General features: G+C 45.8%; 19 protein-coding genes, 1 tRNA gene, 1 pseudogene and 2 riboswitches. Of the genes and pseudogenes, 1 reads left to right on the top strand and 20 read right to left on the bottom strand.

What is annotated here, in order from left to right; genetic code table 11:
* Positions 1–35 precede the first annotated feature (35 nt).
* The 4 genes and pseudogenes from rpoD to T355_RS0109130 all read right to left on the bottom strand — a co-directional run bounded on the left by rpoD (position 36) and on the right by T355_RS0109130 (position 5,024).
* A complete protein-coding gene (gene rpoD, locus T355_RS15620; RefSeq protein ID WP_419670102.1) occupies positions 36–1,160 on the bottom strand; it encodes an RNA polymerase sigma factor RpoD in 1,125 nt (374 codons plus the stop codon).
* A 72-nt stretch (positions 1,161–1,232) separates the two neighbouring features.
* Positions 1,233–1,439 (bottom strand): annotated as a pseudogene (locus tag T355_RS15615) (RNA polymerase sigma factor region1.1 domain-containing protein); the annotation flags it as partial.
* 449 nt (positions 1,440–1,888) lie between these two features.
* The gene (dnaG, locus tag T355_RS0109135; RefSeq protein WP_027397486.1) at positions 1,889–3,685 is read right to left on the bottom strand and encodes a DNA primase; all 1,797 of its coding nucleotides are present in this window, start codon (positions 3,683–3,685) and stop codon (positions 1,889–1,891) included.
* 340 nt (positions 3,686–4,025) lie between these two features.
* A complete protein-coding gene (locus T355_RS0109130; RefSeq protein WP_027397485.1) occupies positions 4,026–5,024 on the bottom strand; it encodes a deoxyguanosinetriphosphate triphosphohydrolase in 999 nt (332 codons plus the stop codon).
* 167 nt (positions 5,025–5,191) lie between these two features.
* Between T355_RS0109130 and T355_RS0109125 the strand changes: the two genes are divergently transcribed.
* Entirely contained in the window at positions 5,192–5,404 is a 213-nt protein-coding gene (locus T355_RS0109125) for a hypothetical protein (protein ID WP_027397484.1), read from the top strand.
* A 119-nt stretch (positions 5,405–5,523) separates the two neighbouring features.
* On the opposite strand, the gene glyS is transcribed toward T355_RS0109125, so the two are convergent.
* The 16 genes from glyS to T355_RS0109045 all read right to left on the bottom strand — a co-directional run bounded on the left by glyS (position 5,524) and on the right by T355_RS0109045 (position 22,744).
* Positions 5,524–7,587 (bottom strand): glycine--tRNA ligase subunit beta, encoded by a 2,064-nt coding sequence (gene glyS / locus T355_RS0109120; RefSeq protein WP_027397483.1) that lies wholly within the window; start codon positions 7,585–7,587, stop codon positions 5,524–5,526.
* Positions 7,587–8,468, bottom strand: coding sequence for a glycine--tRNA ligase subunit alpha (gene glyQ, locus T355_RS0109115; RefSeq protein ID WP_027397482.1), 882 nt, complete (start codon positions 8,466–8,468; stop codon positions 7,587–7,589). The genes glyS and glyQ overlap by 1 nt, the downstream gene beginning before the upstream one ends.
* A 497-nt stretch (positions 8,469–8,965) precedes the next feature.
* Entirely contained in the window at positions 8,966–9,322 is a 357-nt protein-coding gene (locus T355_RS0109110; RefSeq protein ID WP_027397481.1) for an endonuclease domain-containing protein, read from the bottom strand.
* A 173-nt stretch (positions 9,323–9,495) separates the two neighbouring features.
* A tRNA-Arg gene (locus T355_RS0109105) sits at positions 9,496–9,570 on the bottom strand.
* Positions 9,571–9,662: 92 nt separating this feature from the next.
* Positions 9,663–10,466 carry a metal ABC transporter permease gene (locus tag T355_RS0109100; protein ID WP_051555509.1) on the bottom strand — a complete coding sequence of 268 codons (804 nt, stop codon included), beginning with the start codon at positions 10,464–10,466 and terminating at the stop codon, positions 9,663–9,665.
* On the bottom strand, positions 10,466–11,341 hold the full coding sequence (locus tag T355_RS14125) for a metal ABC transporter ATP-binding protein (RefSeq protein ID WP_081777656.1): 876 nt from the start codon (positions 11,339–11,341) through the stop codon (positions 10,466–10,468). Before T355_RS14125 ends, T355_RS0109100 begins: the two co-directional genes overlap by 1 nt.
* A gap of 267 nt (positions 11,342–11,608) precedes the next feature.
* A complete protein-coding gene (locus tag T355_RS0109090) occupies positions 11,609–12,346 on the bottom strand; it encodes an ABC transporter permease (protein WP_027397479.1) in 738 nt (245 codons plus the stop codon).
* Positions 12,346–13,212 (bottom strand): ABC transporter ATP-binding protein, encoded by an 867-nt coding sequence (locus T355_RS0109085; protein ID WP_037330076.1) that lies wholly within the window; start codon positions 13,210–13,212, stop codon positions 12,346–12,348. The genes T355_RS0109090 and T355_RS0109085 overlap by 1 nt, the downstream gene beginning before the upstream one ends.
* A gap of 30 nt (positions 13,213–13,242) precedes the next feature.
* Positions 13,243–14,067, bottom strand: a complete 825-nt coding sequence (locus tag T355_RS14820) for an energy transducer TonB (RefSeq protein WP_051555508.1) — start codon at positions 14,065–14,067, stop codon at positions 13,243–13,245.
* Position 14,068: 1 nt separating this feature from the next.
* Positions 14,069–14,479 carry an ExbD/TolR family protein gene (locus tag T355_RS0109075; RefSeq protein WP_027397477.1) on the bottom strand — a complete coding sequence of 137 codons (411 nt, stop codon included), beginning with the start codon at positions 14,477–14,479 and terminating at the stop codon, positions 14,069–14,071.
* Between the two features lie 2 nt (positions 14,480–14,481).
* Positions 14,482–15,099, bottom strand: a complete 618-nt coding sequence (locus T355_RS0109070) for a MotA/TolQ/ExbB proton channel family protein (RefSeq protein WP_027397476.1) — start codon at positions 15,097–15,099, stop codon at positions 14,482–14,484.
* Positions 15,100–15,186: 87 nt separating this feature from the next.
* Complete coding sequence (locus T355_RS0109065) at positions 15,187–16,182, bottom strand: sirohydrochlorin cobaltochelatase (RefSeq protein WP_027397475.1); 996 nt, start codon at positions 16,180–16,182, stop codon at positions 15,187–15,189.
* A gap of 132 nt (positions 16,183–16,314) precedes the next feature.
* Positions 16,315–16,509, bottom strand: a riboswitch (cobalamin riboswitch).
* Between the two features lie 27 nt (positions 16,510–16,536).
* The gene (locus tag T355_RS0109060; protein ID WP_027397474.1) at positions 16,537–17,952 is read right to left on the bottom strand and encodes a GntP family permease; all 1,416 of its coding nucleotides are present in this window, start codon (positions 17,950–17,952) and stop codon (positions 16,537–16,539) included.
* A gap of 493 nt (positions 17,953–18,445) precedes the next feature.
* Positions 18,446–18,621: riboswitch (cobalamin riboswitch) on the bottom strand.
* Positions 18,622–18,707: 86 nt separating this feature from the next.
* A complete protein-coding gene (locus T355_RS0109055) occupies positions 18,708–19,862 on the bottom strand; it encodes a cation diffusion facilitator family transporter (RefSeq protein WP_197019577.1) in 1,155 nt (384 codons plus the stop codon).
* Complete coding sequence (locus tag T355_RS14115) at positions 19,852–21,315, bottom strand: protein O-GlcNAcase (protein ID WP_051555507.1); 1,464 nt, start codon at positions 21,313–21,315, stop codon at positions 19,852–19,854. The genes T355_RS0109055 and T355_RS14115 overlap by 11 nt, the downstream gene beginning before the upstream one ends.
* A 25-nt stretch (positions 21,316–21,340) precedes the next feature.
* Positions 21,341–22,744: an aminopeptidase gene (locus T355_RS0109045; RefSeq protein ID WP_027397472.1), complete on the bottom strand. Its 1,404-nt coding sequence runs from the start codon at positions 22,742–22,744 to the stop codon at positions 21,341–21,343.
* Positions 22,745–22,757: the final 13 nt, after the last annotated feature.

The following is a 22,757-nucleotide window of genomic DNA, read 5'->3' as shown; positions in this document are numbered from 1 at the left end:
CAGTCCCCTTTGAATATTAACGATATATGCAGAACTTAGTCGAGGAAATCCTTCAGCTTCTTGCTGCGGGTTGGATGACGCAGCTTTCTCAGGGCCTTGGCCTCAATCTGACGGATACGCTCACGGGTTACACCGAAGCTCTGCCCAACCTCCTCAAGAGTGCGGGCACGTCCATCCTCAATACCGAAGCGCAGAACCAAAACCCTACGCTCACGCTCTGTAAGGGTATCAAGCACCTCTGCCAGCTGCTCCTTCAGCATCATAAAGGATGCCTGCTCTGCAGGTGCCGGTGCATCGTGGTCCTCAATGAAGTCACCAAGATGGGAGTCCTCCTCCTCACCAATAGGAGTTTCCAGAGAAACTGGCTCCTGGGCTATCTTCATGATTTCCCTAACACGCTCAACGCTGATATCCATCTTTTTGGCGATCTCGTTAGGCTTAGGGTCACGACCCAAATCCTGAACCAGCTGTCTGGTAACACGAATCAGTTTATTAATTGTCTCCACCATGTGAACCGGAATACGGATGGTTCTGGCCTGATCCGCAATAGCTCTGGTGATGGCCTGTCTAATCCACCAGGTAGCATAGGTACTGAACTTATACCCCTTGGTATGGTCAAACTTCTCCACAGCCTTTATGAGGCCCAGATTACCTTCCTGAATCAAATCAAGGAAAAGCATCCCACGACCTACATAACGCTTGGCGATACTTACAACCAAGCGAAGGTTAGCCTCTGCCAGACGTTTCTGGGCATCCTCACCAAAGGCCTTGGCGGTATTCATGGCGATAATATCAGTCTTGGAAAGTGGCTCCACCTCAAGCTCAGCATAGCCTAATGCTTCATTATAATTGGTGAAGAGCTCACTATCAAAGTCCTCCAGACCGTCAATATCCTCCTTGTACTGCTCCACAATGGCATTTACACTGTCATTGTCCACATGAAGATATTTACGGGTAACATCATTGTTGTCCAGCTTCAGCAGCTCCGTCCACTCGGACAGCGGTCTTACACTGTCAGTGCCGGCCTCAGCATCATGCTTAACAACCTCATCGGCAGCCAAACGGATTTCAGCGGATACGCCGTCCTCCATACGCTCTGCCAGTTCCTTCTCCTCAGAGCCTGTAAGAAGTGGCACACGGCCAATCTCCTTCAGATACATACGAACTGGGTCATCTATATTTACACCGTCAGGTATGTTAATACCAACCTCAACGTCGACGTCTTCTTCGTCTTCAGGTTTATCAACATCATCATCCGAGTCGTTATCGTCAAAAGAAACTTCCACACCATTCTTACTGAACTTGTCAACGATAATCTCATCCAGCTCTTCTGGAGATATATCCTGTTTCTGTAATGCTTCCATAATCTCCCCTGCTGTTATCTTATTCCCATTATCACGGGCACGCTCCACTAAATCAGCTAAATTGCCAGTCTCCATATCCATGGCATTATCCACAGTGTTCTCTGCTTCAACTGAAGCCTTTGGCTTAGCACTTTCTTTAGCTTTGGTACTCTTTGTTGTTTTGCCGGCTTTTGTAGCTTTGGTTGCCTTGGCATCCTTTTCAGCCTTGGCGCCCTTGTCTGTCTTGTTTGCACTATCCTCAGCAACTGTCTTCTTTACTGCTTTAGTAGTAGTCTTTGCAGCCTTGGCTGGTGACGCCGTCTTCTTTTCTACAGTCTTGGCAGTTGTTTTGGTAGTTGTAGTTTTGGTAGATTTCTTGGCGGTAGTCTTACCAGTCTTCTTCTCCGCTGGCTCTGCTGCCTTGGTGGTCTTTGTTTTTTTCTGGGTTGCTACTGCCTTAGCATCTTCCTGTTCAGTAGTGGTTGTCTTTTTCTTTTTTTCAGCCATTGATAAACCTCCTTTCTCAGAATTTTGGTAGTTGATTGTCAATTAACACCTTGTAATTCATCCATTTCATGTTTTATTTTCTGACTGGTGGCCAGCTCCTCCAAATATTTTGCATCACCCTGCCGATACAATTCCTCGGCATTTTTTGAATGCACTTCATACTGACTCACCAGATAATTTCTTCGTAATTGGCGCACACAAGCTTCATATAAAACAGAGTGGTCTTCCTCTCCTAAATCCTCGACTACAGCCCGGGATAATTCCTCTACTGCCTCGTCGCCTAAATTGGCCAACCCCATTATGTCGCTTATTTTCTCACCCGCCCTGTACTTTTCATACAGAGCCTCCAATATTCTTTTGTGAATCTCGTCAGGCACTGACTCCATAGGCACCAGACTTACAAAATGATCCAGGATAGCGGGCTCATCCCATACCATGCGAATGATTACCCTGCCTGCCCGGCGGCCTGCGTCATCAACTTGACGCACCACACTTCTTACGGTCCTGCCGGAGCTGGGCTGGTTTACTGGCCAGCGACTTTTTTTGCCTAACTCTACAAGTATATCATTTTCTGACACACTTAGCAATTGTGCAACCTTGGATACATAGGCTGAACGCTCAGCAGTATTTTTGATAGTGGCCAAAATAGGAAGCATTTCTGACAAGGCTTTAAGCCTGCCCTCCAGGCCGGATACATCACTGTGGGCCATAACGTGCCGTAAGCGGAACTCCACCACAGAAACAGCCTGACTTACAACCTTTCTGAAATCATCAGCTCCATGCTTTCTGATATATTCATCAGGATCCTTGCAATCCGGAAGCTGAACTACCTTAACTATGGCAGAGGTTTCAGCAGCTATGCCTATGGCTCTGGCGATAGCTTCCTGCCCGGCGCTATCACTGTCATAGCAAAAATAAATAGCAGGAGCATAGCGCAACAGCTTTTTGCACTGATCTACGGTAAATGCTGTTCCCAGGGAAGCAACCACATTTTTGATGCCGGCTGCAGCTACGGAAATTACATCCATATAGCCTTCCACCACAAGGGAAAAGCCTTCCTGGCTAATAGCCCTATGGGCCTTGTCAAGCCCAAAGAGGAGTCTGCGCTTGTTAAACAAAGCAGTCTCAGGGGAATTTAAATACTTGGGATTGCCATTATCAATAACACGGCCCCCAAAACCGCACACACGGCCCCGTTCATCCATAATTGGAATCATGACCCTGTTGCGGAATCTGTCATATTCCCCCTGCCCCTTCTGCCTTTTTACCACCAAACCGCTTTCCAGCAAAAGCTCGGTATCAATACCACGCTTTGCAAAGGCAGTGGTGAGCTTGTCCCAGGCATCAGGTGCAAAACCAAGGTTAAATTCTTCTATTATATTGTCGTTTATACCACGATGATGAAAATAATCCAAACCAGCGATTCCATATTTTGTCATAGTAAGACAATTATGGAAAAATTTACCAGCCAGTTCATGGGCCTCCCGGAGCTTTTTCAGCTTTTCCTCCCGGGCTATTTCCTCAGGTGTCCGCTCTCTTTCAGGAAGGGGAATGTTCAGCTTCTCTGCCTGAAAAATTATGGCCTCCCTGTAGGAAAGGCTTTCAATCATAGATATAAACTTAAAAACATCCCCACCTGCGTGACAGCCAAAGCAGTAAAAAAATCCCTTCTCCGGGGTCACAGCAAAGGAAGGTGTTTTTTCATTATGAAATGGGCAGCAGCCCCAAAACTGTTTTCCTTTGCGCTTCAGCGGTACATAAGTGGAGATTACAGAAACTAGATCTGATTCTGACCGAACTCTTTCCACGAATTCGTCTGTCAGCCAGGTTGCCATGTGTACTCATCCTTTTCCAACGCATAAAAACAGTGCAAAGATTTGTCATACCATTATACTTGATACCAAAAGGCACACAGTATAATTCGAGGCTAAACATAAAATTCCTGCAAGAACCCACCAAAAATTCGTCTAGCCTTATTCAAATCCCTTGCACTATTAATATTCAATATAAATCTAAAATATCCTTTTTTTACTACGAAATCTTGGCGAATCTATACAAATTTGTCAAGATAAGCCTTAGATTTCGTGTAAGGGCTGATGAAAACCCGTATGTTTTCATCTTGCTTTCTTGACAAAATCATATTAGTATCTCAACTAATGGTGACAAACCTTGAAATTACTTCACCATTACCCCCACAGGCGGCATGAAAATATCATTAAAAAGTTGTACGGCATAGCTGTCAGTGATGCCGGCCACATAATCCACCACCGTCTGCTCCAGCCCCCATTGGGCCTGGCGAGCCTGAAACTCATGGGGCATCTTGTCAGGATTGTCCATAAAATACTTAAAAAGCTGCTCAATAACAAAAACTGCCTGCCCCCGCTCTTTGGCCAGCCGTTCTGAGTGATATATATTATTGAACATAAATTCTCTAAAAATTCTCATAGCCTCGGTCATTTCCTCGGAGAAGGTAATATCTCCTGCTTTTTCTGAGGAACGAATCATGTCCGATACCATAGCGGTTATCATTTTTGAGGTATCAGTGCCGATTTTTTCAATGACAATCTTCGGCAAGCCATCAGGCTTTAATATATCCGCCCGCATACTATCGTCATAATCATGGCAAAGATAGGCTATACGGTCAGCCCAGTGGATAATTTTTCCTTCCATAGTAAAAGGTATTCCCTTGCCACTATGATTAAGAATACCATCCATGGTTTCCCTGGTCAAATTAAGACCCTTGCCACCCTTTTCCAGATACTTTACCACCCGCAGGCTCTGCTCGTTGTGGGCAAAGTGGCCTGTAAGACGGTCAAGAACAGCTTCCCCCGCATGGCCAAAGGCTGTATGGCCCACATCGTGCCCTAGGGCAATGGCCTCCGTAAGGTCTTCGTTAAGACGCAGACTTCTGGCAATGGTACGGCCTATCTGGGAAACTTCAAGGCTGTGGGTCATACGGGTGCGGTAGTGGTCACCAGAAATAATATAGACCTGAGTCTTGTGCTTTAAGCGGCGGAAGGACTTGGAATGAATAATTCTATCTCTATCCCGCTGGAATCTGGTACGGAATTCGCAATCATCCTCAGGGCGTTCCCTTTCTGCATCACGACTTTTGGCCGCCAAGGGAGACAGCATCTGATATTCATTTTCCTCAGTTCTTTCCCTAACCTTCATATGTCACACCGCCTTTTGCATAATCTCTATTTATGGTTTATCATTTTAACCCACTTATGTCAAGGGTTGGAGGTTTCTTTAATTAAAAACAGTGTACACAAAAGTATTTTTCTATGATATAATATAGCATATTATGTTTATTATGAATTTAGAGGGGAGAGTTTTAAATGACTCAGGAATCTATCGAAGCAATTCTCAAAGCAAAGATTGCTGAAGAGCGCGGCAAGCTGCCAGTTCATGAATATATCGACCTGAACGCTGTTTCTAATGGTCGTGGTGTTGCTGACGGCGGTCTGATGTTCCTCAAGGCTGTTGATACTGCTCTGGACATCATGAGCAAGTCTGTAGCAGCTACCTTGGCTGAGGTTGTAAAAGACTAATTTAAACATCATCAAAAAATGCTGTTCCTTTCGGAACAGCATTTTTTATTTAGTTAAATATATGACGCGGAGACAGATGGCTTAAACAGTTTAAAAGCCACTGTCTCTGCGTCTATTATTTATCCTAAAACAATCTTGCTAAAGTCTGCCACCTTGCAGATGAGCTGATCAACAGCCTTCAACAATCCAAGGCGGTTGTTCTTAATCTTCTCATCCTTGTCCATAACCATAACAGCATCAAAGAAGCCATCAATAGGAGCTGCCAGCTTGGTAAGCTCAGCAATGGCACCAGCATAGTCCTGATTTGCCAGCAGGCTTTCAACCTTGGCAGAAGCTACCTTGAACTCATCATTCAGCACGCCCTCTGCTACCTCCACAAAGAGGGAAGCATCACAGCCAGGAGCAACGGTTTCATCCTTGCGGGAAATGTTGCCGGCACGGTTAAAGGACTGAATCGTTTCTTCCATACCTTCCTTCTTAACTGCCTCATTGACAGCCTGGGCACGGAGGGTTACGGAATAAATATCATCAACATCCACAAATACTGCATCCACCACATCATAGCGGATTTCAGCATCGGAAAGAACATTCTTCAGACGAAGCTTCATAAAGTCAGCCACATCCTCCTGCATCTTGGCCTGAGCCTTGGCATCAGTGATATTAAGGAGCTCCATAGCCTTTGCCACAAGACCGGAAAGGGAAATGTGGTACTTGGCCTCCACCAGCATATTTACCATACCAAGGGCCTGACGACGCAGGGCAAATGGATCCTGGGAGCCTGTTGGAATAAGACCGCGGCTGAAGGTTGCCACCAGATTATCAATCTTGTCAGCCAAAGAAACGATACGGCCGGCTACAGAAGCAGGCTGTCCATCAGATGCGCTTCTTGGCATATAATGCTCGTCAATAGCCTGGGCTACTGCTTCGTTCTCACCATCAAGAAGGGCATATTCGCGGCCCATGATACCCTGAAGCTCAGTGAATTCAGTTACCATGCCGGTTACCAGATCAGCCTTACAGATCTTGGCTGCACGAACAGCATCCTTTTTCTCCTGGTCGGAAACCTTAAGCTGGTCTGCAATATATGCTGCCAGCTTCTCCAAACGGCCAGCCTTGTCGTATATAGAGCCAAGGCCTTCCTGGAATACTACTGTCTTCAGCTTGTCACAATGCTCCTCCAGGGACTTCTTGCGGTCCTCATCGAAGAAGAACTGGGCATCCTCAAGGCGGGCACGAAGAACGCGCTCATTACCATGCTGTACAACCTCCAGATGCTCGCTGCCACCATTACGGATGGTAATAAAGAGAGGCATCAGCTTGCCATCCTTCAATACAGGGAAATAACGCTGATGGTCACGCATTGGGGTGATAACAGCCTCAGCAGGGAGCTTCAGATACTTATCATCAATGGTACCGCAAAGAGCAGTTGGATATTCTACCAGATATAGAACCTCCTCCAGCAGACCTTCCTCAATCTGAGCCTTGCCACCCTTGGACTCAGCCAGCTCCACGATCTGCTGACGAATCATCTCACGGCGACGGTTATGGTCAACGATGACGAACTGCTCCTCACAAGCCTTTTCATAGCTGCAAGCGCACTTAATTTCAAAATCCCCATCAGAGAGGAAACGATGGCCACGGGAAATGCGGCCGGATTTTACATTGGCAGTTTCAAAATCAATAACATCCTCACCATAGAGGCCCACCAGCCAACGAAGGGGACGAATGAACTTGTAGTCCAGATCAGCCCAATGCATATTGTTTGGGAAATTCAGGCCATCCACCAGACCCTTCAATGTATCGCTGAGAAGGTCAACGGTTTTGCCGCCCACCTCATGTACCATGGCATATACATAACCATCCTTGGTAACCAGATCCTTGGCATCAATACCCTGGCCCCGGGCAAAGCCCTGAGCTGCCTTGGTAGGATTGCCATCGGCATCAAAGGCGATATTAACAGCCGGACCGCGGTTCTCCTTGGAAAGGTCCTCCTGATTTTCAGCCAGTCCCTCCACGATAAGGGCCAGACGACGTGGAGTACCCATGGTTTTTACATTGTCATAGAAAAGACGCAGGTCAGTGAAGGTCTTCTCGGCATTTTCCTTAAGCTGAGCGATAATACCAGGCATTGCATAGGCTGGAATTTCCTCAGTACCAATTTCTAATAATAAAGTCTTGCTCATTATGCCTTATTCCCCTTTCCCATCATTGGATAGCCCAGCTCCTCACGCTGCTTCAAGTAGCATGCGGCACACATACGGGCGAGCTTACGAACGCGACCAATGAAGGCAGCACGCTCAGATACGGAAATAGCACCACGGGCATCCAACATATTGAATGCATGGGAGCACTTTAATACATAGTCATAGGCTGGATGAACATAGCCCTTTTCGATTATGCGAACAGCCTCTTTTTCATACTTGTCGAAAAGCTCAAAGAGCAGATCTGCATCAGACAGATCGAAGGCATAGGTGGACTGCTCAAACTCGTTCTGATGGAATACATCACCATAGGTGTAGTTGCCAACCCACTGAATGTCGTATACATTCTCCACGCCCTGAATGTACATAGCAAGGCGCTCCAGACCATAGGTAATTTCAACGGCAGTTGGCTTAATATCCTGACTGCCCACCTGCTGGAAATAGGTGAACTGGGTGATTTCCATACCATCAAGCCATACCTCCCAGCCAAGGCCCCAGGCACCAAGAGTTGGAGATTCCCAGTTATCCTCTACAAAGCGGATATCGTGCTCCTTAGGGTTGATGCCAAGACGCTCCAGAGATGCCAGATAAAGCTCCTGAATATTGTCAGGGGATGGCTTCATAATAACCTGGAACTGATGGTGCTGATAAAGGCGGTTTGGGTTGTCACCATAACGACCATCTGCCGGACGGCGGGAAGGCTCCACATAGGCCACATTCCAAGGCTCAGGTCCAAGAACTCTGAGGAAAGTGAATGGGTTCATGGTGCCGGCACCCTTTTCTACATCATAAGGTTCGCCCAGAATACAGCCCTGCTCGGACCAGAACTGCTGAAGGGCCAGGATTATTTCCTGATATTTCATAAGAGTTTGCCTCCTTCTGATTTGTTACAGATGCATATAAAAAGCCCCTGTAACATCGGTTAATAATGTTACAGGGACGAGATAACCCGCGGTTCCACCCTGCTTGAATGCCAAAGCATTCCGCCTCAATGGATATTTACTTACGCTCCAAAGTGCCATTCGTCCCAACAGCAGGCTCGCACCACCCCTGCATCGCTTGATAGGAACTGTCACGGAGTAAATCCTAGGATATTGCGAAGAATAAATATTTACTGTCTAGGCGGAGAAGTGAGTCATAGTGGTGCTATGACGAAGGACGACAACGCAGACAGTGAATATTTAGACAAGCAAGATACAGGAGTTATTCCGTGACAGTTCCTAAAGGACTACTCCTCTTCTTCATCGCTATGAAGAATTTTAGCAAAATATGTGTTGTAAGTCAAGGTATAGTAAGCCTTCCCCTCGAGGGGAAGGTGAGCGCAAAGCGCTCGGATGAGGTGTCATCAAACTTTTCTCGCTTACTGTTGTCCAAAAAGATGAATATAAATATCTTCACATACATTAGAAAAATTTTGATTAACTTCTTTGTTGGAATACCTGAGAACCTTTATACCTCTTTCATTCAAATAATTATCACGTAATGCATCTTTTTCTCTGCCTATATCCTCAAAATGTTGTGTTCCATCTAATTCTATGGCTAATTTCTTACTAGCACAATAAAAATCCAAAATATAGTTTCCCAAAACCTTTTGCCTATTAATATTGACAGATAATTTTTTTAAAAAATCATACCAAAGATGCCGTTCTTCCTTAGTCATATTTTTACGTAATTTTTGTGCGTTACCTGTTAAAAATGAATTATTTTCTTTATTCATATATGTTACACCTCATCCACCGCTACATACAGTAGCGGTCCCCCTTCCCCTCGAGGGGAAGGCAAAATACTATCTATGTATATTCTTTAATATTCACTCCAGAAAAACAGTTCACCTCAAAAGAAATACAAAAAACTGCCCCACAAGCTGTAAGGCAGTTGAATAATTATTGGTGGTGCGCTCGGCGGGAGTCGAACCCACGCTTTCAGCTCCGGAGGCTAACGTCCTATCCACTGGACTACGAGCGCAAATGAAATGTCATTGCGGAATGAAAATTCTCACAAGGGACATTATACCATCCAGTGGCTTAATCCGCAAGAGAAAGTCAGCACAGCAAAGGCTAACGAACAAAGCGTGGCTTTAACAGTAGGGTAATAAAGAAAATAACAGCTGATATTACCACAATAGTGGCACCGGCAGCCATATTGAAATGGTATGCCAACATAAGTCCCGAAATGCCGGAAATCATGGCACTGCCAATGGATACAACGTGATATTGCTTTACGCTGTTGGAAACGTTGCGGGCAGCAGCAGCAGGAAGCACCAGCAGGGAATTAATAATCAAAAGACCTACCCACTGAATACTGATGGCCACCACCACCGCCACCATGGCGGCAAATATTCCTTCAGTAAGCATTACATCTATACCACGGCTGCGGGCAAAGGACTGGTTGATGCTTAGCACCAGCAGCTTATTGAACATCAGCCCCCAAAGGACAAACACCAGCACCAGCACCAAAAGCAGGGAACCTAACTCCTGGGTAGTAATGCTCAACACATCACCAATGAGGTAATTGCTGAATTTATTAAAGCCGCCACCATAAGACATCATCATAAGGCCCAGGGCAATACCAGTAGATGAAAACACCCCGATAATGGTATCTGTGGAGGCTGAGCTTTTATTCTTAATCCAGGTAATAAGCAGAGCAAATACAACAGAAAACAATATCAAAGACTGCATCGGTGATATAATCCCCACCACCGCACCAATGGCCAGGCCCGTAAAAGCGCCATGTCCCAGGGAATCCGAAAAGAAGGCCATGCGGTTTGATACCACCATGGTACTCAGCAAGCCAAACAGCGGGGTTATGAGAAGAACTGCCAGAAAGGCATTTTTCATAAAATCGTACTCAAGCCATTCCATTATTCCTCATCCCCCTCTGCTTCTGCACAATCAGGACAGCCACAACCCTGCTGATGCTTTTTCTTCTTATGCTCAACCCAAACAAAGCCGGTACCTCCGTGATTGACACCGCCCTCTGTAAGCATACCAAAAATCTTTCGGGTTCTGCTGTCATGGAAAACCTCCTCCGGGGTGCCGGAGCATACCACGCCCTTATTCATGAGCACCACCTGATCAGCGTGACGGGCCACCATATTAAGATCGTGGGATATGAGGATAATGGCCATATCCTCGTTGTTCTGCAAATCCTCCAAAATATTATAGAAGATTTCCAGACCATTCTGGTCCACACCAGATACTGGCTCATCCAAAAGGAGAATGTCCGGCATTGGATTTAGAGCTAAGGCCAAAAGCACCCTCTGAAGCTCTCCACCGGAAAGAGCCCCCAAACGGCGATCAATGAGATCAGCCGCCTTAACCCGTTTCAGACTTTCCTCCACCTCACTACGAATGTTGGAGGGCAAAAGCCAGATAGGACGACGGGAGCGGCAGGCGGAAAACAAATCCAGCACCGTAATAGGGGCACTGACATCAAATTTAAGATATTGGGGAACGTAGCCAATAATCGGCTTTCCCGTACGCTTTCCCTTGGCATCGGCATATTTTAAGGTTCCGGTATGACTAATCTCCCCTAAAATAGCCCTGAGAAGGGTGCTTTTCCCCGCCCCATTTGGTCCAATAACGGCCGTAAGCTGACCGCAGTGGACATGAAGATTCACATCCTCAAATATAGTCAGCTTACCTACTTTAACTGTGAAATTTTCGATTTTGGTACAGCACAGCTTGGAGCAGTCATTGCCCTCTCCTTTAGTGTGCCTAAATAATCTTTTCAGCATATTATTCCTACTATGTGTACAATAATGTTGATTACACTGCACTATAATACAGTCTCATTGGGAGATGTACTGGGGAACGCTCTCGCTCACTAGTTTGCGTAACGGATACTAAGTTCATCCTACGCCCATAGGCTTGGATTCACTAAGTACCGACGCAAAATACGTCCCCAGCTACATCTCCCAATATTCCTTTTTATCCGATGCTAACATGTAAAACTACTCTACATTCAGTCAGAATATAGAATACTAACTGAATAGGGCTACAATTTACTTTAACTGATCGCGAAAGGCCTTGTTGCCCAATATAAAACCTATTATAGCATAAACCGCCAACACCGCAACTGACTCCAAAGCCACGGGGCTCTGGGTGGAAATCCCTCTTAAAAGATAGGAGGTATGGGTCAGTGGCAATACATCGATGAACCAGCGAAAAACCTCCGGCAAGGTACGTGTACTGAAAAATGTACCGCACAAAAAGGACATGGGCAACAGCACATAGGTATTCACCTGGGACAGCTCCTCATAGCTGTCCATTTTCATGGCGGCGAAAAATCCCACCTCCGCAAATATTATGCAGTTTAATATGAGAATTCCCACAAACAACGGAGTAATATTGAGGTTTGCCCCAAAGGCCAGGGCCAAAATCATAATAATTGCAGAAGAAATAAGCCCACGCAGCACAGCTGCCAAAATCTTGCCAATAATAAAGGCATTAAAATGCATAGGCGCAATAATATATTCCCCAATGCTTCTGTGATAAATACGCTCAGTACAAAGAGGGGTAAGGCTGTTATAGCTGATATTCATGGAGTTTAAGGCCATAATACCAGGTACTAAAAAATCCAGATATGAGCCGGAGCCCACCTGGATGTTCCTTCCCAAGCCCCAGCCAAAGGCCACCAAATACAGCATAGGGGCCACCATGCGGCTAAGGATAAACTTTGGCAAACGTCGTTTCAATACCACCCAATCCCGCCAAAAGACGGTACAAATATCCTGCAGCATTATACCCCCTCCTTTCTGCCGGTGAGCTCAATGAAGGCATCCTCCAGATTAGTTCTTCTGATATGTGCCCCATGCTCCAATGTTCCCGCAAAGGCTGCCGCCTCCTGACGGCTTTCAAAGAACTGATATTGGTGCCCGTCTGCATCATCCCATTCCACCGTAATCCGCCCCAGACTTTTGCAAAAGGCCTCAGGGGTATCAATGGCAATGAGCTTGCCCTTATTTACGATGGCCACCCGATTACAAAGGGCTTCCGCTTCCTCAATATAATGGGTAGTAATAATAACTGTGGTTCCCTTGGCGGCCAATGCTCTTATAAGGTCCCAGATACGACGACGCACCTGGGGATCCAAGGCCACAGTGGGCTCATCCATGAAGAGAATTTTAGGCTCATGAATAAGGGAACGGGCAATAAGAAGACGACGCTTCATGCCTCCGGAAAGGGAACGGGGCATACGATTAATGGTATCCCCCAGCTCCACAAAATCCAGCATCTCCTGAATGCGCTGCTTACGCTTTTCAGAGCTCATGTGATGAAGGCGGCCGTGAAGCTCCATATTCTCCCCCACAGTCAGATCATTATCAAAATTAATATGCTGGGGCACCACACCAATGAGTTTCTTTATTTCCAACGGATTTTTTTTGATGGATTCCCCATTATAATAAATTTCTCCAAGGGTAGGTTTTGTTTCCATAGTAAGCATGCGAATAGTGGTGGTTTTTCCGGCACCATTTGGCCCCAGTATACCAAAAATCTCCCCTGGCTTTACATGAAGGGAAAGATTATCCACCGCCCGCTTGGTAACTGTTTTCTTATCTTTGTTTTTTACTTGAAATTCCTTTATAAGGCCTTGAATCTTTATCATAAATGGGTACTCCATAAAAATATTACTATATTATCGCAATTTAAAGGTAATTCTTACCCTTTTCTGGAAAGGAACAGCCTGACCATATTCATTGTAAGCAACAGTATAACGATATCCCCAAGCTGCATTAAGGGCAGACTGGTCCATTTCTCCATAACCAGAGGAGGACTCAATATCTGCGCTCATCACTTCACCATCAGTTCCAACCACAATGCGAACGATAACCTGTCCCTTAATATTACGCTGACGAAGGCTTTCAGGATACACTGGTTCAGGTGCTTCTATAAGGGTAGGAGCTATGGCCGGGCGCTTGCCGTTACCATCTCCGTTTCCGGGGCCATCTCCAGTGCCATTTCCAGCGCCACCGTTGCCATTCCCCGATGGGCCACTGCCAGTGCCATTGCCTTCTCCGCCACTGCCATTTCCACCATTAGGGGAAAGGCTGTCGCCAGTGCCATTTCCCTCACCATTTGGAGAAGTGACTACCGCTGGAGCCGTGGGAGCATTGTGTTCCTTTTTAAATATCTCCTGTTTTTCCGGTTCCTTGGTGAAGGATTCTTCTATTTTAGGCAGAAGCTCCTCCTTCTTTTTGTCCAGCACCACATCGTCAATAGCCGGGGCCGTTGGTGCCGGTGGCAGTGCGGCCGCCGCAGCAGCTGCCCCTCCACCACGATTGCCGCCCCCAGCGTCTGCATCATAAAGACTTACATCCAAGGGCTGCTCCTGGGGAGGTGATACCACAACAAAGAGTCCCGTAAAGCATACAATTGCAAATATAACCACGTGAATAGCCAAGGACCCCAGCCAGGCCCGGTACTCACGCTTTTCGTCTGAATCATTTTTGTCCGGATTCATATTAATTACCTCCAGACTCCGCCGCCAAACCGAATTTAGTAATACCAGCAGCCCTAAACTTGTCCAAAAGACCGATAACCATGCCATAATCCAGATTCTGGTCAGCCCTTACCACCACTGCGAACCGCGGATTTTTGGCATTTTCCGCCTTTGCCTTGGCAATCAGCTCCTTCTCCCCGATGAGCTTATCCTCCAGCCACAGGGAGCCATCGCTTTTCATGGTTACAAGATAGTTGACACTCATCTGAGTTTCCGCACTTTGGGCCTTGGGCATATTAACGGGAACCGTCTTAAGATTAACCATGTAAAGGGTGCTGAGCATGAAAAATACCAGGAGGAAAAACATAATATCTATCATTGGTATAATCATTACCTCAGGCTTGTCGAAATCATGACGATCACGGATGCGCATAATCAATCACGCTCCTCTGCCATACCCTCCACCAGGGAGAAGCACTGCTCCATATCGGAAATGATACTGTCAATGCGCTGAGTAAAATAGGCATGAACAGCCAAAGCAATAATAGCGGTGCAAAGTCCCATGGCAGTGGCAATAAGGGCCTCACCTACACCACCGGTAATTGCTCCTGCCTGACCAGACTCCAGATTAAATACACTAAAAGCAGAAATCATACCGCTGATGGTACCTAAAAGTCCAAGGAGTGGTGCCATGGTAACAATGACATTTAAATAATAGAGTCGCTTGCGAAAACGGGTAAGGGCAATACCGGACTGTACCTCAAAAAAAGTAGTGAGAGGCACATTTTCATCACCAGTGAAGGCCATTCCTTTGGACAAAAGGGAAGGAATTATGCCCTTGGTTGAGCTTGCCAGCTCAGCAGCCCCGTTTCTGTCTCCCTGGCTGAGCATATCCGCAAAATTACGGGCAAAGCTGCGACCAGGATCCTTGGCCTTAAAATACATACTGCGCTCAATGGCAATAGCCACCACAAACATGGAGCAAAGCAGCAATAAATACATTACAGGGCCGCCTTTATGAAAAAAATCTATTCCAGTCATTATTAGTTCCACGAAAAATCCTCCTTGCACAAAAAACATTACCCCCTTAGTATATCACAACCAAGGGGGTACTGCTTCAATCATGAAATTTAAACCAAATTATTTTGCCTGCAAAGCATCCCAAGCTTCATTTGCTCTTTCAACATAGATATCACGGATTGCCTTGTTCTCGCCAAGGCCGTGAATGTAGGTATTAACATTGAAGCCCTCAGCCTTCAGAATAGACTTATGGGAATCTGGCTCGTCACCTGCCATATCGTTGTTGGCATGGTCACCGGCAACCATCATCATAGGCATAAGGGTTACATTCTTGATGCCCTTTGCCTTCAGCTGTGGAATGATAGTCTCCAAGGAAGGCCAGCCCTCTACAGTGTAGATGTAAGCATTGTCATAGCCAAGCTGATTCAGACGGTTCTGCATTACAGTGTAATAAGCATTTGCAGGATGTGGAGTACCATGCTCCAGAATCAGGACAGCATCCTCCTTACCGGTCTTAGGGAACTGGGTAGCATAAGCGTTCATGGTTTCCATAATATCGTCACGCTGCTCCTCCTGGCCCATCCAGTACATGAGAGAAGTACCCATGGTCATCTTCTTGAAATCGTTCTTGTACTGATGGAATACAGCAACATCATAGGAATACTCCATACCAGGAATTACATCCAAGGTGGTGAGAGCTACACGGGTGTAGCCTTCCTTCTTCAGCTGCTCCAGCGCCTCCTCAGGAGTTGGGTAGGTAATACCCTCGTTGGCCTTGATTCGGTCAATGATGATATGGGAGGTAAAAGCAGTAACCACCTTTACGCCAGGATGAGCTGCCTGAATGTCAGCCACAGTCTGGGTAATGGTCTTGTCGCGATTCTCCTTGTAGGTGGTGCCGAAGCTCATTACTACGATAGCATCCTTGTTAGCCTTGTTAGCCAATGCCTTGTTTTCGTTTACCATTACGCCAATCTGGGAAGCGTTCTTCAAAGCAGTGGTTGCAGTGGTAACCTCTGGATTCAGGGAGTAAGCAGCCTCAGAGCTGTTTACGTTCACTGCGAATAATGCGGCACAAGCCAGGGAGCATGCTACCATTTTCTTTAAATTCTTCATAAGTTAATTACCTCTCTTTTAAATAAATTTTTAAAAAATAAAAGCCCTTCCGCGAATACTCGCGAAAGAGCTTACTACTTACAAATCCATGAGAACCTGTAAATAATCCCCTTCCTATCTCTCGCAGGTAATAACGGTGATTGTTCAACAGGCAGTTCTCCTGACTCCAGATCATAACCATGGCGTTGCCTTCCCAGAATACTCCAGTGACATATAGTAACGCCTGATTCCCTGATACAGTGGCGGGACCGTACCGGCCTTTAACCGGTTTCTCATGTTAGGCCAGCCTAGCAACTAGGCCTTGGCACCTGTTCCAAATATTTAACTAGGTATAGTATATTGCAATTTTATCTATTAAGCAATACCTGTAATCATGTAGAACAGTATACAGAGGAAAGGTACGAGGAACTTCATACCCATGAGTACGATAATATCCGCATAGGATTCCTTGTGGCTGAGTCCGCAGATTGCCAACAGGGTAACAAGAGCTCCCGCATGCGGAACTGGGTCAATACCGATGGAAGCAACTGCTACAATACGGTGGAGAGCCTCCAGAGGAATACCGGCTGCAGTGGCCATCTGTGCCCACTGCTCACCCAGCATGGAAAGGGCAATGGTCAAACCGGAGGATGCGGAACCGGTGATACCGCACATTACGTTGGTGGTAAGCACTGCAGAAAACAGTGGACCACCACCGAAGTCAAGGTTCAAGAGAAAATCCTTGATAACAGCGAAACCGCCAAGGCTTACAACTACGCAACCGAAAGCGTAACCAGAAGCAACATTCAGTACAGCACTACAGGAGGATACTGCGGAACCATTAATGGTAGGGAGCATACCGTCCTGAAGACGAAGATGACGACGGGCAATAAAGGCAGCCACAATAGAGCTGAGAATCAAGGAAATACTGATGGACCAACCAGCAGAAATCTTGGCTACAGACTGAGCCAAGAGAGACAACTTAAGTCCACCCAGGGACTCCAGTGAATTCTGATCCCAGTGGAAGCCCCATTCCCAACCAAATGGGTTGGAAAGAATAACATTAAGAACAATAACCATTAAAAGTGGAACACAGGAAACCTTCCAATTTGGATTAGGGAGCTTGTGGCGTCTCTGACCAAACTCAATGTGACGGCCATAGCCCTCGCCAGCAGCCTTAAGGCGCTTTGCACGGAAGGAAATCCAACCCCAGCCCATAAGAAGGAAAACCAGGGAGGCGAACAAACCAATGCCCACACCGGACCAAGTGGAGGTACCAAAGTAGGAAGATGGGATAATGTTCTGAATCTGTGGAGTACCAGGTAAAGCAACCATTGCAAAGGAGAAGATACCCATCCACAATGCGGCTGGCAACAGACGCTTTGGAATATCAGCCTGCTTGAATACTACAGCACCGAAAGGATACATAACGAATGCAACTACGAATACGGAAAGACCACCATAGGTCAAAGCACCGCAACCTAAAAGCACTGCCAGTACCGCACGCTTTTCACCTAAAATTTCAATAATCTTACCTGCAACAGATGCTGCCATGCCACCCTTTTCCATAAGACGGGCAAAAACAGCACCAAACAGAAAGATTGGATAGTAATTCTTTACATATTCAGCGGCCTTTGTCATATAAAGCTCACTGAATATTGGTAAAACTGCATGCTCACTTCCAAGTGCAGCAACTACGGCAAACAGTGGAGCAACCAAAATTACGGAAGCACCACGATATGCCATGTACATAAGACCGATAAGCGCAATAAGAATTATTGCTGTGTCCATTACAAAATCTCCTCCTAAATTGTTAGATAATTGTATTTAACGACTCCTTGTTTTAGAGTCAGCTTCTATATTAAAACAGTCTGAAAGTTAAATGTCAAGATAAACTTAACAGTAGGTATTAATTTTTTAGAAATTATGTATTTTTTTCATGTTTTACTGTTAATTATAACCATCGGTTATTATAACTATGCTTTTAAACTTTTGTTCAAACTATTGTTTACATTTTTTCAATTATCCACATTTAAAAGAAAGATAGCTTTCGGATAGCTCCACCTATCCGAAAGCTAGTGTTGCACCAGGCAACCAATGAATGAAATGAAATGTATGAGCAATGCTTTTCCTTGCAGCGCTGAAACCACAAGAAAAAACCTTTCGACTTATTCAGTAACCTGAAAGCGAAAGGTTTAGGCAATACAAATAAAAAATCCTGACACTCAGCCAGGATTTAAACAATCTACGTTGCTAAATCCCCATCCCCATCACTCGCAGGTCAAACGGTGATTGTTAAACAGGCAGTTCTCCTGACTCCAGATCATCGCTCATCACGCCTTCCCAGATAAAATCCAGTGACATAATTGTGACTCGCTCCCTGATACAGTGGCGGGACCGTGCTGGCATTTAACCAGCTTCTCTATTAGGCCTTTCGGCACCTGTTCCAATCATTATTTAATTCATCTTACAAATATGATACTAGCACTTAAGGTAAAAAGTGTCAACAGTAAATAACACATTTTTTCATTTTATTTCAAAATATGTCACAATCTGTCAATCTGTATGGTTACTTCCTTGTCCGGATATTCCTTATGGATATCCTCCTCCACCATTTCAATTATGCGCTCATCAGTGAAGGTGCAATTGTATGGCACAGCCAGATCAAAGAGTATCCTTCCGGAGGATGTAAGGCGGAAATCGTGGAAAGTAATCAAGGGGTCCACACAGGCCACAATATGATAGAGCTTCTCCTTGATTTCATTTTGTAACGGATCACCCACCACCATAGGGTCCACATGAACGGTCATGGAAACCTTGAATTCATCCCTGATGGATTCCTCCAGGCTGTCTATGATATTATGGGCCTCCATAAGACTCATATCCGAAGGAACCTCTGCGTGAAGGGAAACGAAAATTCTTCCCGGCCCGTAGTTATGGACGATAACATCATGAACACCCAATATCTGCTTTTCCTCCAGAGTACGGCGGGTAATGGCCCGAACAAACTCAGGGTCAGGCGGTTCCCCTAAAAGGGGCTGCAGCGTATCCCTTGCTGCCCCCCAGCCGCTGTGGATAATAAAGAGTGCCACTATAATACCAGCCATACCATCAAAATCATGGCCAGTGGTGAGGTCCACAATAAGGCAGATAATAACCACGAAGGTGGCAACACAGTCACTGAGACTGTCAGTGGCTGCTGCCAGCATGGCCGGTGAGTCTATCCGCTTGCCCAGTCCCCTGTTAAATAGCCCCAGCCATAGCTGAAGCATAAGGGACATGGCTAAAATCACGATGACGGTTACGGAGGTGTCCATTGGCTCAGGATTAAGCACCTTTTCCACGGAGGAATGGAGCAGCTCAATGCCAATTACCAAAATAGCTCCTGCTATTATAAGACCCGCAATGTATTCTATACGGCCATGGCCAAAGGGATGCTCAGGATCCGCTGGCTTGGCAGACATGCGATAGCCCAAGATAGTTATAACAGAAGCTCCCGCATCAGCCAAATTGTGTATGGCATCACCGACGATGGCAATGGAGCCGGAAACAAAACCAATAAACAGCTTTATCAGGCAGAGAATTACATTCACCATTATGCCCACGCCACCACTGAGGTAGCCGTAGCTGGTACGCACTGTAGTATCGTTAATCTGTTCACTGTTTTTGACAAATCTTTTTATGAGAACATCAGTCAGCACTACTATCATCCCCTACACTGGTCACATACCAAGCATCAAAATCCTTTACAAACCTCCAGATGGCTTCATCGGAAATTCTGGCATAGGCTTCATACTGGGTATATCTGGCTTTTGCTTCCTTGAATTTTTTATACAGCTCTGGTTGCTTAAGCTCAGATGGTTTTTTATCCAATATCATCAAAGCGTATTTTTCAGCCTCAGTAAGAGTCTGAAGCTGCTCCAACTGAAGCTTGCATTCTTTGAGGTACTTTTTGGGCAGCTCATCCTGAAGCTCCTTCAGGGCCCTTTCCCTTTTACGGTTGTCCTTTTTCAGGGCATCCATGGTCTTTCTTTTCGGAATGGTATCCTTGCCAGTTACTGTCCCCCAAAGATTCTTATACAGCACCTGCAAGTTAATGGCGTCCGGACGGCCAATATGGGCCCATTTATTCTCTAACCGCTGGGAATGGCTGGCAAAAATTCTCATGGGCTCATACAAATCCCCAAACTGATCCTTAAGAGCCATATCCCAGGATTTGCTTTCATTGTACTTGCCGGGATTCTTTGCAAAATCTGCTCCCGTGGCAATGGCAATCTTGGAAAGCTCAGCCTTTTCCATAGGATTTATGAAGAAGGCTGGAACCTCCTTTGAGTCCATAGCCTTGTCCATTTTATCCAGAGGCCCCAGAGCCAGCTTTTCCTTTTGGTAATCTGTCACAGGATAATTCCACCAGATTCCCATAGGCTTCCTGTATATTTTATTGGTCTGATGAATAGTATTCTCCGTAAGACCGTCAGGACAAACCTCTTCGCCGGTATAAAGCACCAATATATCCTTTTCCAGCTCATCAGCCAATATTCTTGTATAGTCCGAAACGTAGCCGCTCTTTACCATATCCCGAAGATAATACTCCGTAGGCACCAAAATAAGCTGTTTACAATCAGGACGGGCTTTAACGAAGTTATCATTTACCCAATTGACGAATTCTGCCTGACCATGGGCATCCTTGGTGGGAATATCGTCAAAAAACAAAGCAAAATGTCTGATGCCAATATCATACATGGCCTGCATCTTGTTAATCATGGCATAACGGTCTTCATACATATCCTGCCCCGAAAAAGCAATATCATTGCCTGGAGAGACCGCAAAAATAATATCTATATTTAGCTTCTTGGCTTTTTTGGTCAGCTCCTGCAATTCCTTGTATTTATCCTCTGGATAGGGCTGACGCCAATATTTACGATGATATTCATCATCCTTGGGAGCATAAATATAGGCATTGAGATCCTTGGATGCCATGAATTTAAGCATATCAAGACGATGCTCATGGGTCCAGGGCACACCATAAAAGCCCTCCACCACGCCACGGAGGGGAATAGCCTTACTGTTGCCCCTGTCCGCATGGGCATTTATGGGAAGCTGTGACAATACAATCAAGCATACCACCAATAAAAATATGAATTTCATTTTCATATACCATTCACCTGGATAAACAAATTTAAATTTCCTGTAAGAAGGCCTTATATCCCTTCATTGTTTCGTAAACATCAACCTTGCTTACGGCCTCCCAAGGAGCATGCATGCTAAGAACAGCCACACCGCTATCAATTACATTCATGCCATAAAGAGCCATAATGTAAGCGATGGTGCCGCCGCCCCCCAGATCCACACGACCTAATTCGGCAGTCTGGAAGGTAACCTTGTGCTTTTCCATAATGGCACGAATTTTGCCAAGGTATTCCGCACTGGCATCATTGGAGCCGGACTTGCCGCCACGGCCGGTGAACTTATTGAATACCATACCCTTTCCCAGATATGCCACATTCTTCTTGTCAAAGGCGGAGGCGTAAAGGGAATCATAAGCGGAGCTTACATCAGAGGACAGCATCCAGGAGTTGGCCAGACAACGGCGCAGGGAAATGGCATCATAACCCCCTAAAGCGTGGAGTAGTTCTGCCACAGTGTTTTCAAAGAAACGGGACTGCATGCCAGTGGCACCTACAGAGCCAATTTCCTCCTTGTCTACCAGCAGACAGCAAGCGGTACGCTTAACCTTCTTGGTTTCAAGCATGGCTACCAATGAGGTATAGGCACACACTCTGTCATCATGGCCATAGGCCAGTACCATACTGCGGTCAAGGCCCAAATCCCTTGCCTTGCCGGCAGGAACCATGGTAAGCTCAGCGGAAATAAAATCATCTTCCTCAATATTGTACTTATCCTTAAGGAGCTTAAGAATACCAGCCTTCACTGCATCCTTTTCCTCGCCCTTTAATGGGTAGCTGCCAATAAGAATATCCAGATTTTCACCAGTTACCACCTTGCTGGCCTTCTTTTCCATCTGCTCCTGGGATAAGTGAATAAGAAGATCAGTTACGCAGAATACAGGATCTCCCTCATCCTCGCCGATGACGATTTCCTGTACACTGCCATCCAGACGTGCCACCACGCCATGAAGGGCCAATGGCAGGGTTACCCACTGGTATTTCTTGATACCGCCGTAATAATGGGTATCAAAATAAGCCATACCATCGGATTCATAGAGAGGATGCTGCTTTAAATCAAGGCGGCAGGTGTCAATATGGGCACCTAAAATGGCCATACCATCCTCCAGAGATTCAGTTCCTATATTAAACATGGCAATGGCCTTGCCCATGCAGACTGCATAAACCTTATCCCCTGCAGAGAGCTTCTTGCCAGACTTAATAATGTCATCAAGATTTTTGTAGCCTGCCTTTTCAGCCTGCTTTACAGCCTCAACCACGCTTTCCCGCTCAGTTTTGCACTGGCTGAGGAAGCTTTTGTAGCCTTCATTCAGCTTGTGGAGGGCTTTCTTTTCTGCTTCAGTATATTTATTCCAAACCGGAACCTTCTTTGGGTCCTTTTTCTGTTCCTTTGCCATAATAATCCTCCTC

Origin of the sequence: Anaerovibrio lipolyticus LB2005 (assembly GCF_000621545.1) — a bacterium.
Classification (GTDB): Bacteria; Bacillota; Negativicutes; order Selenomonadales; family Selenomonadaceae; genus Anaerovibrio; species Anaerovibrio lipolyticus_A.
The sequence above is the reverse complement of the archived record's forward strand: the minus strand, read 5'-3'. Positions and strand labels throughout refer to the sequence as shown.

Coding starts and splice junctions, on each gene's coding strand:
- rpoD (WP_419670102.1), bottom strand. CDS start 1,160: ATGTATCTGAAGGAGATTGGCCGTGTGCCACTTCTTACAGGCTCTGAG.
- dnaG (WP_027397486.1), bottom strand. CDS start 3,685: ATGGCAACCTGGCTGACAGACGAATTCGTGGAAAGAGTTCGGTCAGAA.
- T355_RS0109130 (WP_027397485.1), bottom strand. CDS start 5,024: ATGAAGGTTAGGGAAAGAACTGAGGAAAATGAATATCAGATGCTGTCT.
- T355_RS0109125 (WP_027397484.1), top strand. CDS start 5,192: ATGACTCAGGAATCTATCGAAGCAATTCTCAAAGCAAAGATTGCTGAA.
- glyS (WP_027397483.1), bottom strand. CDS start 7,587: ATGAGCAAGACTTTATTATTAGAAATTGGTACTGAGGAAATTCCAGCC.
- glyQ (WP_027397482.1), bottom strand. CDS start 8,468: ATGAAATATCAGGAAATAATCCTGGCCCTTCAGCAGTTCTGGTCCGAG.
- T355_RS0109110 (WP_027397481.1), bottom strand. CDS start 9,322: ATGAATAAAGAAAATAATTCATTTTTAACAGGTAACGCACAAAAATTA.
- T355_RS0109100 (WP_051555509.1), bottom strand. CDS start 10,466: ATGGAATGGCTTGAGTACGATTTTATGAAAAATGCCTTTCTGGCAGTT.
- T355_RS14125 (WP_081777656.1), bottom strand. CDS start 11,341: ATGCTGAAAAGATTATTTAGGCACACTAAAGGAGAGGGCAATGACTGC.
- T355_RS0109090 (WP_027397479.1), bottom strand. CDS start 12,346: ATGCTGCAGGATATTTGTACCGTCTTTTGGCGGGATTGGGTGGTATTG.
- T355_RS0109085 (WP_037330076.1), bottom strand. CDS start 13,212: ATGATAAAGATTCAAGGCCTTATAAAGGAATTTCAAGTAAAAAACAAA.
- T355_RS14820 (WP_051555508.1), bottom strand. CDS start 14,067: ATGAATCCGGACAAAAATGATTCAGACGAAAAGCGTGAGTACCGGGCC.
- T355_RS0109075 (WP_027397477.1), bottom strand. CDS start 14,479: ATGCGCATCCGTGATCGTCATGATTTCGACAAGCCTGAGGTAATGATT.
- T355_RS0109065 (WP_027397475.1), bottom strand. CDS start 16,182: ATGAAGAATTTAAAGAAAATGGTAGCATGCTCCCTGGCTTGTGCCGCA.
- T355_RS0109060 (WP_027397474.1), bottom strand. CDS start 17,952: ATGGACACAGCAATAATTCTTATTGCGCTTATCGGTCTTATGTACATG.
- T355_RS14115 (WP_051555507.1), bottom strand. CDS start 21,315: ATGAAAATGAAATTCATATTTTTATTGGTGGTATGCTTGATTGTATTG.
- T355_RS0109045 (WP_027397472.1), bottom strand. CDS start 22,744: ATGGCAAAGGAACAGAAAAAGGACCCAAAGAAGGTTCCGGTTTGGAAT.